Source organism: Dinoroseobacter shibae DFL 12 = DSM 16493, assembly GCF_000018145.1.
In the GTDB taxonomy this organism is placed as follows: Bacteria; Pseudomonadota; Alphaproteobacteria; order Rhodobacterales; family Rhodobacteraceae; genus Dinoroseobacter; species Dinoroseobacter shibae.
In genome coordinates, this window is the sequence record NC_009956.1 from 48770 (window position 1) to 62148 (window position 13379).

Sequence of the window (13379 nt, forward strand, 5' to 3'; positions counted from 1 at the left end):
CGCCTCACGCCGCGGGGCGCACCCCCGGCAAGCCCCCTCCGGCGGCATAATCCACCGGCACGGAGACCAGGGTCGGCCCGGCGCTGTCATGGCCCGCGCGCAGGATCTCGCCCAACTCCGACAGGCCCGCGACCGGCGCATGGCTCCAGCCGAAGGCGCGCGCGAGCCGCCCCCAGTCGGGCGTGCCGAAGCCGAAGGTCGAGTCGTCCCCGGCCTTCTGCTGATGCGCGTCGATCAGGCCATAGCCGCCGTCCTCCCAGACCATCACCGTCAGGTCGAGACCCAGCCGCGCCGCCGTCTCCATGTCCTGGACGTTCATCATCACGTCCCCGTCGCCGCAGATCGCGAGCACCCGGCCCGCCTGCTGCAACCGCGCCGCCGCAACCGCCCCGGGCAGGGCAAGGCCCATCCCCGCCAGCCCGTTGGGAATGATCACCTGCCCGGGCCGCCGCGGCAGCACATGCCGCGCGATCCACAGCTTGTGCAGCCCCACGCCGGACAGGACCGTGTCCTCGGCGCGCAACTGCCGGGTGATCTCGGCGCAGATATCCTGGGGCGCGACCGGCCCCTCCGACGACGTGGAATAGGCTCTTGCAAAGGCTTTGCGCATCCCCGCCTGCACCCCGGCAAAGGCCGGCGGCATGTCCCAGCGCCGCGCCTCAAGTGCCTCGGCGAGCGCCGCGAGGGTCTCGGGCAAGCCCGCGACCACCTGCCCGGCGACGTGCCAGCCCGCATCCGCCGGGGCCGGGCCGGCCCCGAGATGCAGCACCGGTATCGCCCCGTCCCGGCTCAGATCCGCGGCAGGGTATTCCACCGGGTCGAACCCCACCGACACGATCAGATCCGCCGCCTCGAAGGACAGATCCACATAATCGCCTTCGGGCTGGCCCACGGTGAACAGGGTCAACTCGTGCTCCGGCGGCAGCACGCCCCCGGCCATGAAGCTCGTGACCACCGCGATCCCGGTCGCCTCGGCAAAGGCGCGCAGCTCCGCCGTCGCCCCGGCCCGGATCACCCCGGCCCCGGCCAGCAGGATGGGCCGTTCCGCCCGGGTCAACAGGGTCAGCGCCTGGGCAATCGCCTCCGGCGCGGGGGGGCTGGGCAGGACCTGGGGCACCGGCACATCGCGCAGCGCGGTCTGCGCGTCCGCCACGTCCTCGGGCAGGCACAGATGCACCGCGCCCGGCTTTTCCGCCCGGGCCAGGCGCACGGCCTCGGCCACGGCCCCGGGCACCGCGTCGGCCTCCAGCAAGGTCCGGCTCTGTTTCGTCACCGGCGCAAACAGCGCCTCCAGGTCGATGATCTGGTGGCTCTCCCGGCCAAGGCGGCCGCACCCCCCCTGCCCCGTGATGGCAATCATCGGCACGAAATCCAGCGTGGCATCGGCCACCCCGGTCACCAGGTTCGTCGCCCCCGGCCCCAGCGTGGCGAGACACGCCGCCGGTCGCCCGGTCAGCCGCCCATGCACCCCGGCCATGAAGGCCGCCGCCTGTTCGTGCCGGCACAGCACGAACGCCATCTCGCTGTCGTGAAGGGCGGCCATCAGCGCCGTGGTCTCCTCGCCCGGCACGCCGTAGACCGTGTCCACGCCCGCCGAAAACAGGCTCTCCACAAGGGCCTGAGCCCCGCTGCGCCGCCCCGCCATCACAACACGCCCTGGGCCGTGATCGCATCCGCCAGCTTGCGATAGGCCGCGATATTCGCCCCGCGCCCGTAATCGATCCGGCCATCCACGCGGCCCTCGGCGACCACGGCGCGGTGGATCCGCTCCATGATGTCGCGCAGGGTCTCGTCCACCCGGGCCGCGCTCCAGGTCAGCCGCTGGGCGTTCTGCGTCATCTCCAGCCCGCTGACCGCGACACCGCCCGCATTGGCCGCCTTGCCCGGCGCCACCGCGATCCCCGCGAGGCGCATCACCCGGCTGGCCCCCGGCGTCAGCGGCATGTTCGCCCCCTCGGCCAGCAGCATCAGCCCATTGTCGCGCAGGATCTCCGCCGCGCTCTGATCCAGCTCGTTCTGGGTGGCGCAAGGCAGCGCGATATCCGCCGGGATATGCCAGGGCGTCTGCCCCTCCAGGTACCGCAGGCCCAGTTCCGCCGGGGGCGCGGCGATATCCTCACCCGCATCCTTGCGCGCCTGAACCCAGGCAATCGCATCCAGCGTCAGGCCCTCCTCGGCCAGAAGGGTGCCGCCCGTATCCGACAGGGTCAGCACCTTGGCGCCTTCCTCCACCGCCTTCTGCGCCGCATGGGTGGCCACGTTCCCCTTGCCCGAGACCAGCACCCGCTTGCCCTCCAGGGACGTGCCCATCTCCGCCAGCATGCAGGCCACGAAATAGACCACTCCGAAGCCGGTCGCCTCCACCCGCATTTTCGAGCCGCCAAAGCTCAACCCCTTGCCGGTAAACGCCCCCCCGAACATCCCGCGCCGCTGCCGCCACGCCCCGAAGAGCCAGCCGACCTCCCGCGTGCCGACATTGATGTCCCCGGCGGGCACATCCTGGTCCGGCCCGATGAAAGGCGCCATCTGCGCCATCAGCGCCTGGCAGAACCGCATGATCTCCTGCCGGGACCGGCCGCGCGGGTTGAAATCCGCCCCGCCTTTGGCCCCGCCCATGGGCAGCCCGGTCAGCGCATTCTTGAAACACTGCTCGAAGCCGAGGAATTTCAGGGTGTCCTGCGTCACCGACGGGTGAAACCGCAAGCCGCCCTTGTAGGGCCCGATCGCGTTGGAGGTCTGCACCCGCCAGGCCTGGTTCACCTGCACCTCGCCCGCGTCATCCGCCCAGGTCACCCGGAACGACAGGATGCGATCCGGCACCGCCAGACGCGCCAGAACCCGGGCCGCCGCATATGCCTTGTCGTTCTTCTCGATGGTCAGGACATCCTGCGCCACCTCCGCCAGGGCATTGTAGAAATTCGGCTCGAAATCCGGGTTCGTGGCGAGTTCGGACAAAAACAGTTCGGACAGGGCATCACGGCGCTCCATGGGGGCTCCTTACACTTGCGAAGAAAAATCTCGAACCGCTCTAAGGCTCCGGGCGGACCGCGTCCAGACCCGGCGTCCGCGCAGCCCGTGGCGCGGGGCTCAGTCCCGGTTGCGCGTGCTGATCCCCCAGGCCAGTGCACCGAAGCCGAGAACAAGGAAAATCCAGAACAAAACCACGGCGATTCCGGCCGTCGCCTCCGCCAGACCGGTGAAGCCGAACAGGGCCGAGATGGCCGCAAAAACAAAGAAAATCAAACTCCAAGCACGCACAATCGGTCCTTTCCTGCTCCTCGCTCAGGCCGACAACGCGCGCTCGGACAGATCGGTTCCCGGAACTTTTCCGCTCCGACCGTCGTTCACCTTGTGGAATGCCTTGTCTGACCACACGCAAGCGGCGCGGGCCCCGGCCTGCTCAGCCCGAGCGCGCCCGCGGGTCGCTGTCCAGCAGGTCGCGCACCTGCTCGGCCGTGAAGGGCCGCGCCAGGGTCTCCACTCCGAGCGGTCCCGCCGCTGCCGCGTCGAGGTCGATCACCACGATCCGCGCCCCCGTGCCACGCAACGCAATCAGCAGCCCGCTGTCCTCCAACGCGGGTACCGGCGGGGTGACAAAGGCCATTTGCAGGCGCGCACCGGCCCGCGTCGCCAGCTCCAGCGCCGCCGCCAGATCCCGGCAGGTCGCGGCCTCCCAGCCGCGCAGGGCGCGCAGCATCTCGGACAGATCCTCTGCCTCCAGAACATTCCGGGTGAACAGCAATGCGTGTGGCGCCACCACATTCGACTCCTTGAAAAGACAAGGGTCCAACATCGCAGACCGCGCCATTCCATGCATTAAACTGTGACATAGTAAGACGAGGAAACATGACCATCGACTGCACCGCCTGCCCTTTGCGCAAGAATGCGCTCTTTTCGCCCATGACGGAGGAGGAAGTCGCCTTCATGCGCCGCTTCAAGACCGGCGAGATGACCGTGACCGCCGGCACCCAGCTGCTGCTCGAAGGCTCCAACGCGGCCCAGCTCTATACCTGCCTGTCCGGGCACGGGCTGCGCTACAAGACACTCTCGGACGGACGGCGCCAGGTGGTCAGCTTCGTGTTGCCGGGGGATTTCATCGGCCTTCAGGCCAGCGTCATGGGCGAAATGCACCATTCGGTCGAAAGCACCACGGACATGACCCTGTGCGTGTTCAACCGCGCCGACATCTGGACCCTGTTCAAGACCCACCCCGCCCGCGCCTTCGACCTGACCTTCCTCGCCGCGGTGGAGGAACATTTCCTGGGCGAGTCCCTCGCCACGGTCGGCCAGAAGGGTGCCTTCGAAAAACTCGCCTGGAGCCTGCACCGCTTCTTCACCCGTGCGGACGCGGTGGGGTTGGTCGAGGATGGACAATGCCCCCTGCCCTACCGGCAACAGGATCTCGCCGACGCGCTCGGCCTGTCGCTGGTGCATACCAACAAGACCCTCTCTCGGTTGCGCGGGCAGGGTCTGGCCGATTGGTCCGACGGGCGGCTCACCGTGCCGGACGTGGCTGCCCTGGCCGAGATCGGCTTGGTGGACGAAACCCGCATGCAGACCCGGCCACTGATCTAGGGGCGCGAAACAGCCTCTAAACCCAGGTTCAGAGCCTTATGGCTTCTGCAGCACCACCCGGTGGATCGACGGTTCCACCTGCCGGGCGGCCGAGACCAGCAGCCCCTCGAAATCCCGCATCACCGTCGCCGCCACGAAGGCCGAGGGCGCGGCCAGGGTCAGGCACCCGCCCTCCAGGTCCACCTCTTCGAGCTTGCTGAACCAGGTCGCGAACTGCGCCGGGTAGCTGTCGCGCAACTGCAGCTGCACCTGCGGCCAGAGCCCGCCCGCCCGGCTCACCTCCGGAACCGGGCGCAGGGGGACGACATTGCTCTGTGGCACCTCCGCCCCCTGCCCCATCCGCGTGGCCATCGTCAACTTCAAGGGCGGCGCGGGCAAGTCCACCGTGGCGCTGCACTTCGCCCATGCCGCCGCCCTCGATGGCTACCGCGTCCTCGCCGTGGACTTCGACCCCCAGGCAACCCTCAGCCATTCCATGGGCCTGTCGGACGTGGTCGAGGATCACACCGTCTGGGGCATCATGGCCCGCGACCTGATCCGCGAGACCGAGCGGATGAACGCCACCGCCGCCGGCGCCGAGAGCGGCACCGCCCTGCCCCGCCGCCAGCTGCCCGCCGCGATCCAGGATCTCGGGCTCGGCGCGCTGCGGGTGTCGGACTTCATCCAGCCGACCGCCTGGCCGACCATCGACATCATCCCCTCCTGCGCCAACGCGGCCTTTGTCGAGTTCGCCTCCGCCCAGTACCGCCACCTCAACCCCGAATGGTCCTTCTTCGCGGCCGTGTCGCGCTTTCTCGACCAGATCCCGGACGACGCCTATGACATCATCCTCTTCGACTGTCCGCCCGCCATCGGCTACCAGTCCATGAACGCGGTCTTCGCCGCCGACATGCTCTATATCCCCTCGGGCCCGGGCTATTGGGAGTATGACAGCACCACCTCCTTCATCGGCCAGCTCGCCGAGGCGCTCGAGGATCTCGCCCACGGCGCCGACAGCTTTGCGCGCGCCGGGGTTACGCTTCCGAAAGTGTTTCGTGACATACGGTTCCTGATGACGCGATACGAGCCCGGCAACGAGCTGCACCGGGCGATGTTCCAGGCCTTCAAGCAGGTCTTCGGGGACCGGGTCGCCGACAGTCCGATCGAGATGACCCGCGCGGTCGAACAGTCGGGCCGTTTCCTGTCATCGGTTTACGAGATCGACTACCGCGAGATGACCCGGGGCACCTGGCGCCGGGCGCGGGCCACCTTCGATGCAGCCTACACCGAGTTTCGCGGTCACATGCTGGCCGCCTGGGACAATCTGGAGGACACGCCATGAGCAAGAAACGCCGCATGTTCGACATCGAGATGCCGCCCGAAGCCGACGCGGCCCCGCCGAAAACCTTCCCCGCGGGGAAGGTTTCACATGCTGAGACCACACCGCCCCGGCGCGGTCCCATGGCCGCGGCAATCACCGAGACCTCGGATCACGCTCGCGACCGCGGCGCGCTGGAGGCGCAGATCCGGGCGGAAAACGACAAGCTCGCCCATGAATTCGTCCGCCTGAAGAAGGCCGGGCAGATCGTCGACCGCATCCCGCTGGACCAGATCGAAACCTACAAGCTGGCCCGCGACCGCCTGCCGGGGCTAGACCCGGAGCTTGACGAGCTGATCGCCTCGATCCGCGACCTGGGCCTGTCGAACCCGATCCGGGTCGAGCCGCGGGAGGATGGCCGCTACGAACTGATCCAGGGCTACCGCCGGGTGCAGGCCTATCGCCGGCTGCTGGACGAGACCGGCGATGCCGAGACCTGGGGCGCGATCCCGGCGGGGATCGAGGCCCGCGGCGCGGCGCTGGAAGCGCTCTATCGCCGGATGGTGGACGAGAACATGGTGCGCAAGGACATCTCCTTTGCCGAGATGGCCCAGCTGGCCCTGAACTACGCCGCCGACCCGCATACCGCCGAGAACGATCCCAACCGCGCGGTGGCGGAACTGTTCCAGTCGGCCAACTACTCCAAGCGCAGCTATATCCGTGCCTTCATCCGCGTGATGCGGGAGCTGGGCGAGGACCTGCAATTTCCCACCGAGATCCCGCGCGCGCTCGGCACGACCCTGGCCGCGCGCATGGACGAGATGGAGGGGATCCCCCACGCGATCCGCGAAGAGCTCAAGACCTGGGAGAACCGCTCCGTCGTCGAGGAGCTGGCCGTGCTGCGGCGTTTTGCGGGGGGCGAGATCCCCGAGGATGCACCGCGGCCCGCGCCCAAGCCCGCGGTCCCGGCAACCCCCGGCGGCACCAAGGCCAAGACCACCTTCCAGATGGAGCGCCCCCAGGGCCGGGCGAAATGCACCGCGGCCAACGGGCGGCTGGAGATCCGGTTGGAGAGGGATTTCTCGGCGCTGGAGCGGCGCAAGCTGGAGCAGGCCGTGCGCCTGTTTCTGGACCAGCTCGACTGAAAAAACCTCCCCCGCGGGGAAGGTTTCGGGGCGCAGGCGACCGAGGGAGGGCGGCCGCCCGCGCCGAACCGGGCCGGTCAGACAGGATCGGGAGAGGGATCAGGCGGTATGCCGCGCCCCCCTTGGCCCGGCGAACAGCCAGATCAGGAAGCCGATCAGCGGCAGGATCAGCACCAGCAGGCACCAGATCACCTTGCGGCCGGTGGTGGCGTTGGACGAGATGATCGACACGAACGCCCAGATGTTGAGAACGAGGAGGATGAAGCCTCCGATGCCGGTGATTTCAATATCCATGGGGGTCTCCTTTGACAGGGTACAGGGTCAGGCGGGGCGCACTTCGGTGCAGCTCTTGAGCACCTGGTCGCCATCTTCCTGTTCGATCAGCAGGGCAGGGGTGTCGTCGCTGCCGTGGCGGGTGACCTCCGAGCCCTTGAGGGTCCTGGTCACCGTTTCGGTATAGATCTGGGTGATCTTGCCCTCGGCGGTGCCGTTGCCCCAATCCCAGGCGACCTGTTGTCCGGTTTGAAACGCCATGTTGTCCTCACTGGTTGCGCAGAGCGTCGATGAGGTCCGCCTTGCTCATGTCGGACCGGCCCTGGATGTCGAGTTCCTTTGCGCGGTCGTAGAGCTCCGATTTGGTCCACTCTTCATAGGGTGGGGCGGACCCGCCTTTGGACGCGGGGTTTTGGGTGTCGGAGGCCTGTGCATTGGCGATCCGGGCGGCCTTCGCCTTGGAGGCACCGTCGTCGCGCAGGGCCTCGTAGGTGTCGTCATCCTTGATCTGGGGGCCGTGGTCGCCCATGGCATGTCCTCCGCAGCTTGCATGTCGCGGGTGTAACGCGTGGGTGGCGGCAAGGTTCCCGGCTCAGGCGTCTTTCAGGGCCTTGGCGGCGGTCTCCAGCGCCTCGGGCGTGCCGGCGAGCAGCAGGCAATCGCCCGGACAAAGCTCTGTCTCGGGATCGGCTAGGGCTTCGACCCCGTCGCGGATCCGGGCCACGGGGCGGGTGTCGTCAGGCAGGTCCAGCCCGGAAACCTTCCCCGCGGGGAAGGTTTCGGGCAGGGTCACTCGGCTGGGGACTGTTGCATTAATCGGGTGAGTACACACCGGATCTTTTCGAAAGCCTGCCATAGCTCGTTGCCGGATCACACAGAGCGATTCTGACCAAAACACTTAGCTCGATGTTCAAACCACGACCCTCTGGCGGCATCGATGAACGCAAGCATTGGCGGCGGCGATCCTCTCTCAATGAATCGAGAAGGTCCCTGTCGCTGGATCTGATCACAACGGTCTAATCCTTGATCCGCCACATCCTGAATCGTCCTTGTTGCGTCACTTCTCGGATCAGGCCTCGCTCTTCCATCCATGCGAGGTTCCTTTGAACAGCCGCGCGACTTGCGCCTGTTAGGGCCTCCGCCATCGGGGCCGACACCAAAGGCCACTCTGTCAACACAGACCGAAGAGCAGCCGGAGTTCTGCCCGAAAGCTGAGACATGGCTCCTTCCGCCCGAACACTCCATGTTTGGGTACCATCTAGATGGCGCATCGCCGTCAGAATTGCGCTGTTCATCCCATCCAGCCAGCGGGCCAAACGTTCGGGTGGCAAGCCCGAAACACGCAGCCCCCCTGCCCCGCCCATGGCGAGCGGTGCGAAGACGGCGCCGCTTCCGTCTCTGGCCGCGATCCTGGACGCCGTGACGGCGGCTTCGATCTGGTCGCCCTGCCCACCGAGACCCGCCAGACTCCAGAGATGAAAGCCCATGCAAGCCCGCGTGATCGGGTGGAGCTCGCCCGCAGCCGCCATGACGTCCAGCCATCCAACCGCGCGATCTTTGAAGCGTTCCGCGCTGTCTTCAATGTTCTCGGGATCGCGGCGATCCAGGAAGGCGGCCAAGTCAGCCTTCGGTCCGGGACCGCCTGTCAAGCGCCGAACAGCCCATCCAACGCGTGCCAGCGCATCCGGGTCATCCTGTGCACCCGACAGCCGCATCGATATCCAGAGCGCCAGACGATCAGAACTCACCCGGTCCCCTGCGAACCAGCTAAGATCCGCCGCCTCGATAAGAGCGAGGCGGTGCCGCCAGCCTTCAGGACCGCGCAGTAGCCGGTCATCCAGAGCACCCAGGCGTCCAGCGACCCGTGCCAGTCGCGCAGCGTGAATGCCTTCTGCCTTTGCCCAGTCATCTACGACAGCAGTGTCTGGCGGTTCCGCCCGTGGCCCGGGAGGCAAATCATCCGGTTCTTCCTCGAGTGGCCCAGGCAGAAACCAGAGATCGTCTTCGTGAGCCTCTTCATCCTCCTCGATGGTGTTGAGGGGGTCATCGAAATCATCAGTCAAAGTAGAGGCTTGCATATTCATATATGCAAAATACTGAAGTTTTGCACATTACCCAAGTGATTTTGTGGCGGTTGCCGTCGCTCTTTATATAGTACGCGCGCGCGACTGCCGGTGAAGCCTCTCAGACCGCGCTCAGCGCAAGGAAACCAAGGAATTTTGGATGAGCACGATCAGAGAGCGCCTGCTTGCATTTGTTTACAAATGGTCGTTTATTATTGATATCTTAAATTGCAAACGGCCCGATTTCATGTCCCTGATAGGCTATGCCCGTGTTTCCACAGAGGATCAGACCCCCCTGCCCCAGTCGGAGGCCCTTCAATCTGCGGGATGTTCCGAGATTTTCGAAGAACACGCCTCAGGCGGCAATCGCGCGCGGCCGGTGCTTGCGCGGGTCTTGGAGCGCATTAGCAAGGGCGACACTCTGGTTGTCGTTCGGATCGACCGGCTTGCACGGTCCTTGTCGCACTTGCTGGAGGTGATCGAGCGGTTGGAAGCCAAGGGAGCTTTTTTCCGCTCCCTGCAGGATCCAATCGACACCGCATCGCCGCAGGGCAAGTTCACGCTGCAGGTTCTGGGCGCCGCGGCCGAGTTCGAACGTGCCCTGATCCGAGAGCGCACCAAGGCCGGGCTTGCCTCGGCACGCGCCAAGGGTCGCGTTGGTGGCAATCCTGGGCTTCGCAACAAAGACCCCGCTGCGCTGCGCAAGGTGCGGCTGGCGCGACAGGATGGCTATATGGAGCGACTGAACGAGACCGCGCAGGATTGGGTGCCCCATGTGCGCCGCCTGCGCCCCGATATGGCTTGGGAAGACGTGCTGCGGATCATTAATGGCCCCCTGCCCCACGGCCGCCATTGGACGCAAAGCCGCCTGCTCCGCGCCGTGAAAGCCTACGTCCGGGACGGGTTCCTGCCCGCTGAAGTGCTTGGGCGCGCTGGACGCCGCGAAACTGACGACCGCCTGCCTGCGATTGTCGCTGCAATAAAAGGTGCTGACCCCGAAATCACATTGCAAGCGATTTGCGACCGGCTGGAAGCTATGCGCGAACGCACCCCCCGAGGTCGCACGAGCTGGCAGCCGTCGTCGGTCAAGATGTTACTCGAACGAGCAGAGCGATTGGAGTTGTTTGACCAAGGTACCTAACCGCGAAGCTCACCACCCCCTGCAATACCCTGCGGGCATGCGCCCGCCTACCCTTCCGCCCCTATGCGCGCCCGCACGAAGCCCAGGAACGCCTTGTCGGCGCTGCGCAGGCGCGGACGGCCCGATCCGGCCCAGTACGCGCGCCAGTCCGCCTCCAGCCCGTAGACATCCCAGCCGGGTGCCAGCGCCCGGGCCTCCTCCAGGGTCTCGGCCCGCAGGGGCGGCAGGGCCGCACCCAACCCGGGGCCCGCGTCCTCCACCAGCCCGCCGCGCAAGGCAAACGCGATCTTGTCGCCCGGCACCTCGACCATCTCGTAATCGGGCAGATGATCGGCGGCGATCATGTCGCGCAGCATCTTGCGAAACACCCGGCGCGGGGAGGCCGAGCCCGACTTCTTCAAGAGCAGGTCCACCGACACCACCCAGCGCGCCTGCCGGCCACAATGCTTGCGCGCCAACTCGTAGATCCGCCGCTCCAGGGGCTTGCGCAGCCGGAAGTAATCCCGGCTCAGCGTCAGCACCGATTTGCTGACCACCGCATTGAAGAGCCATTCCGACAGCGTCACGCTCACGCTCACCATCCGCCCGCCGCGCGCCTTGCGCACGATCTCCCAGCTCTCGATCAGCCCGAAGCCGCGCGTCACCTCCTGCCCTCCGGTGGTCAGGTTGGTGGTGATCCGCGTGCCTGCCAGCCGCTCGAACGCCTCGCGCAGCCGCCGATACGCGTCTCCGGATGTCTCGCGGTTCGTCGCCACCAGCAAATCATGGGCCTTGATCTGGAGCGTCCGGCTCACCGCGCGCCCCGCGTTCAGCGCCGCCATCAGCTGGCTGATGCAGAAGATCAGGATGTCCTTGTCGTGGATCGTGGCCAGCCCCTTGACGCTCGGGGTCACCTCGATCTCCACCCCGTTATGGGCATAGGACAGCACCCGCCTGTCCGGCCGGGTAGCGAGGCTGAACACCGGGTGCTCCATGGTCGCGAGATCATCCTTGGGGATCGCGTCGAAGATATCGCAGACGAAGAAATCCGCCTGACGATACCGATCCGGCGCAAGCCCGCGCCCGGCGTTGGAGATACTCAGATCCGATGTCACTGCCCGACTCAGATTTATCGTGGTTTTAGTGACACCACGCTAGGGTTATCCACAGCGCCCGGCAACCGCCTGCATCGGGGGTTCGGAGTCGCGCGAGCGTGGGATCGGAATCGCTTTATCGAGGGTTCGGAGTCACCTGCGTCGAAAAAACCACCATAACCCACTGTTCCAAAGGGAGTTCTCAAACCGGCCGGATCGCTTAACACATATATAACACGACTCTAACAGGGCTGTTTTTTTCCAGCACCCTCTCCCCAGACCCCAGAAACAGGGCCAAACCTGCGGAAATTGCTGAGAAAACCGCAGTGGTGATGTGGTTTTCCTTTCATGTGCGGTGTTTTTGCGTATATTTACCAAAACAGCGAACATGAGGCCGTCATGGCACGGGATCCGGCAGAGCAGCAGCCCCCCTATTTCAACATCGACCCGGACGCGGCTCTGGCCGAACTGGGGCCGCCCACGGACAGCGCGGGCTTTGCCGCCATCGCCGAGGCCTGCGCACGCGGCCGCACGGACCTCGCCTCAAGGGGGCTGAACGAAGCGGGGCGCAAGGAGCTGCGCCTTTTCTCCACATGGGAGATCACCCGCTACCTGATCCCCGTCGCCCAGGCCCATTTCCGACGCGTGCTGAAACAGAACCCCGACCTGCCCCAGGGCCGCAGCGAAACAACCGGCGGCGCCAAATGGTTCACCCTCGACGAGGTGCTGACCTTGCGCGCGCATTTCGCCGCCGGGGGATCGAAGGCCAAAGAATACCGCCCCTACCGCCCCGAGGGGCTGCCCGCCAAGCTTGTCGCCGTGGCCAATTTCAAGGGCGGGGTGGGCAAGACCTCCACCGCCGCGCATCTGGCGATGTCCGCCGCGCTGGACGGCTACAAGGTGCTGGTGCTCGATCTCGACAGCCAGGGCTCCATGACCTCAATCTTCGGCGGCCAGGTCGCCGATGAATGGGCCACGGTCTTTCCGCTGCTGGCGCGCCACTACGCCCGGCACCTGCGGGGCGAGAACCAGCGCCGCATGGACAGGGGCGAGCCGCCCATCCCCTTTGACGACACCCTGTCGGAGGCCCTCGATGTCACGGCGCAGAGCCTGATCCAGCCCACCCATTGGCCCAATATCGACCTGATCGGTGCGCAGCTGAACCTCTACTGGGCCGAGTTCCAGATCCCCGTCTGGCGGATGCAGGCGCGGACCTGGAAGCTCTGGGATGCGCTCACCGAAAGCCTGGAGGCGGACGGCATCCTCGACGCCTATGACCTGGTGTTCATCGACACGCCCCCGGCCCTTGGCTACCTGACGATCAACGGGCTTGCGGCCTCGGATATCCTTCTGGTGCCCATGGGGGCCTCGTTCCTGGAATTCGACAGCACGGGGCGGTTCTTCGACATGCTCCATTCCACCTTCCACTCCATCGAGGAAGGCGAGAACATGGCCGCCCGCGCCCTCGGCCGGGACGAGCTGGCGTTCGAATGGGACGCGGTCCGCGCGGTCGTCACCCGCTATGACGGCGCCCAGCAGGCGGAGCTTGCCGGGCTGATGCAGGCCTATCTCGGTCGCACCCTCAGCCCCCACCGGCAGGATTTCACCGCCCTGATCGGTCAGGCAGGCGAGCAGGTTTCGGGCATCTACGAGGCCGATTACCGCGACTTCAACCGCGAGACCTATGTCCGCGGGCGCGAGACCTTCGATGCGACCTATGCCGCGTTCAAGCGGCTGCTCATGGGCGTCTGGCGGCGCGAGGAACTGGCCGCGCGGGAGCGGGCGGCGTGACCGCGACAGGCTCTAAACGGC

The 13379-nt window shown here is 66.4% G+C and carries 15 protein-coding genes and 1 pseudogene; 5 read left to right on the forward strand and 11 right to left on the reverse strand.

The genetic code is table 11. From position 1 onward, the window contains the following. Positions 1-4: 4 nt before the first annotated feature. From DSHI_RS19375 to DSHI_RS19390, 4 genes are all read right to left on the reverse strand, one after another. Positions 5-1645 carry an acetolactate synthase large subunit gene (locus DSHI_RS19375; protein ID WP_012187233.1) on the reverse strand — a complete coding sequence of 547 codons (1641 nt, stop codon included), beginning with the start codon at positions 1643-1645 and terminating at the stop codon, positions 5-7. Continuing rightward, entirely contained in the window at positions 1645-2988 is a 1344-nt protein-coding gene (gene gdhA, locus DSHI_RS19380) for an NADP-specific glutamate dehydrogenase (protein WP_012187234.1), read from the reverse strand. The genes DSHI_RS19375 and gdhA overlap by 1 nt, the downstream gene beginning before the upstream one ends. A gap of 99 nt (positions 2989-3087) precedes the next feature. Further along, on the reverse strand, positions 3088-3258 hold the full coding sequence (locus DSHI_RS21965; protein WP_012187235.1) for a DUF1328 domain-containing protein: 171 nt from the start codon (positions 3256-3258) through the stop codon (positions 3088-3090). Between the two features lie 142 nt (positions 3259-3400). Next, positions 3401-3757, reverse strand: a complete 357-nt coding sequence (locus tag DSHI_RS19390; protein WP_157865450.1) for a hypothetical protein — start codon at positions 3755-3757, stop codon at positions 3401-3403. A gap of 89 nt (positions 3758-3846) precedes the next feature. Between DSHI_RS19390 and DSHI_RS19395 the strand changes: the two genes are divergently transcribed. Beyond that, on the forward strand, positions 3847-4575 hold the full coding sequence (locus DSHI_RS19395; RefSeq protein ID WP_012187237.1) for a Crp/Fnr family transcriptional regulator: 729 nt from the start codon (positions 3847-3849) through the stop codon (positions 4573-4575). A 36-nt stretch (positions 4576-4611) separates the two neighbouring features. Here DSHI_RS19395 and DSHI_RS19400 read toward each other — a convergent pair whose 3' ends face one another. Continuing rightward, on the reverse strand, positions 4612-4896 hold the full coding sequence (locus DSHI_RS19400) for a DnaA N-terminal domain-containing protein (protein WP_157865451.1): 285 nt from the start codon (positions 4894-4896) through the stop codon (positions 4612-4614). 19 nt (positions 4897-4915) lie between these two features. On the opposite strand from DSHI_RS19400, the pseudogene DSHI_RS19405 reads away from it, so the two are divergent. Both DSHI_RS19405 and DSHI_RS19410 read left to right on the forward strand, forming a co-directional pair. After that, positions 4916-5896 (forward strand): annotated as a pseudogene (locus DSHI_RS19405) (ParA family protein); the annotation flags it as partial. Continuing rightward, a complete protein-coding gene (locus DSHI_RS19410) occupies positions 5893-7017 on the forward strand; it encodes a ParB/RepB/Spo0J family partition protein (RefSeq protein WP_012187238.1) in 1125 nt (374 codons plus the stop codon). The pseudogene DSHI_RS19405 and the gene DSHI_RS19410, both read left to right, overlap by 4 nt. 99 nt (positions 7018-7116) lie before the next feature. On the opposite strand, the gene DSHI_RS19415 is transcribed toward DSHI_RS19410, so the two are convergent. From DSHI_RS19415 to DSHI_RS19435, 5 genes are all read right to left on the reverse strand, one after another. Next, entirely contained in the window at positions 7117-7311 is a 195-nt protein-coding gene (locus tag DSHI_RS19415) for a PLD nuclease N-terminal domain-containing protein (protein ID WP_012187239.1), read from the reverse strand. Positions 7312-7338: 27 nt separating this feature from the next. Continuing rightward, positions 7339-7551 carry a hypervirulence associated TUDOR domain-containing protein gene (locus DSHI_RS19420; protein ID WP_012187240.1) on the reverse strand — a complete coding sequence of 71 codons (213 nt, stop codon included), beginning with the start codon at positions 7549-7551 and terminating at the stop codon, positions 7339-7341. 7 nt (positions 7552-7558) lie between these two features. Further along, positions 7559-7819 (reverse strand): DUF7218 family protein, encoded by a 261-nt coding sequence (locus DSHI_RS19425; RefSeq protein WP_012187241.1) that lies wholly within the window; start codon positions 7817-7819, stop codon positions 7559-7561. A gap of 63 nt (positions 7820-7882) precedes the next feature. Continuing rightward, the gene (locus tag DSHI_RS19430; protein WP_044029444.1) at positions 7883-8083 is read right to left on the reverse strand and encodes a TrkA C-terminal domain-containing protein; all 201 of its coding nucleotides are present in this window, start codon (positions 8081-8083) and stop codon (positions 7883-7885) included. Positions 8084-8306: 223 nt separating this feature from the next. After that, complete coding sequence (locus tag DSHI_RS19435) at positions 8307-9374, reverse strand: hypothetical protein (RefSeq protein ID WP_012187243.1); 1068 nt, start codon at positions 9372-9374, stop codon at positions 8307-8309. Between the two features lie 226 nt (positions 9375-9600). Between DSHI_RS19435 and DSHI_RS19440 the strand changes: the two genes are divergently transcribed. After that, positions 9601-10494: a recombinase family protein gene (locus DSHI_RS19440; protein WP_044029463.1), complete on the forward strand. Its 894-nt coding sequence runs from the start codon at positions 9601-9603 to the stop codon at positions 10492-10494. Positions 10495-10541: 47 nt separating this feature from the next. On the opposite strand, the gene DSHI_RS19445 is transcribed toward DSHI_RS19440, so the two are convergent. Further along, a complete protein-coding gene (locus tag DSHI_RS19445) occupies positions 10542-11588 on the reverse strand; it encodes a replication initiator protein A (RefSeq protein WP_012187245.1) in 1047 nt (348 codons plus the stop codon). Between the two features lie 378 nt (positions 11589-11966). On the opposite strand from DSHI_RS19445, the gene DSHI_RS19450 reads away from it, so the two are divergent. Next, positions 11967-13358, forward strand: a complete 1392-nt coding sequence (locus DSHI_RS19450; protein ID WP_012187246.1) for an AAA family ATPase — start codon at positions 11967-11969, stop codon at positions 13356-13358. The last annotated feature ends 21 nt before the right edge of the window (positions 13359-13379 follow it).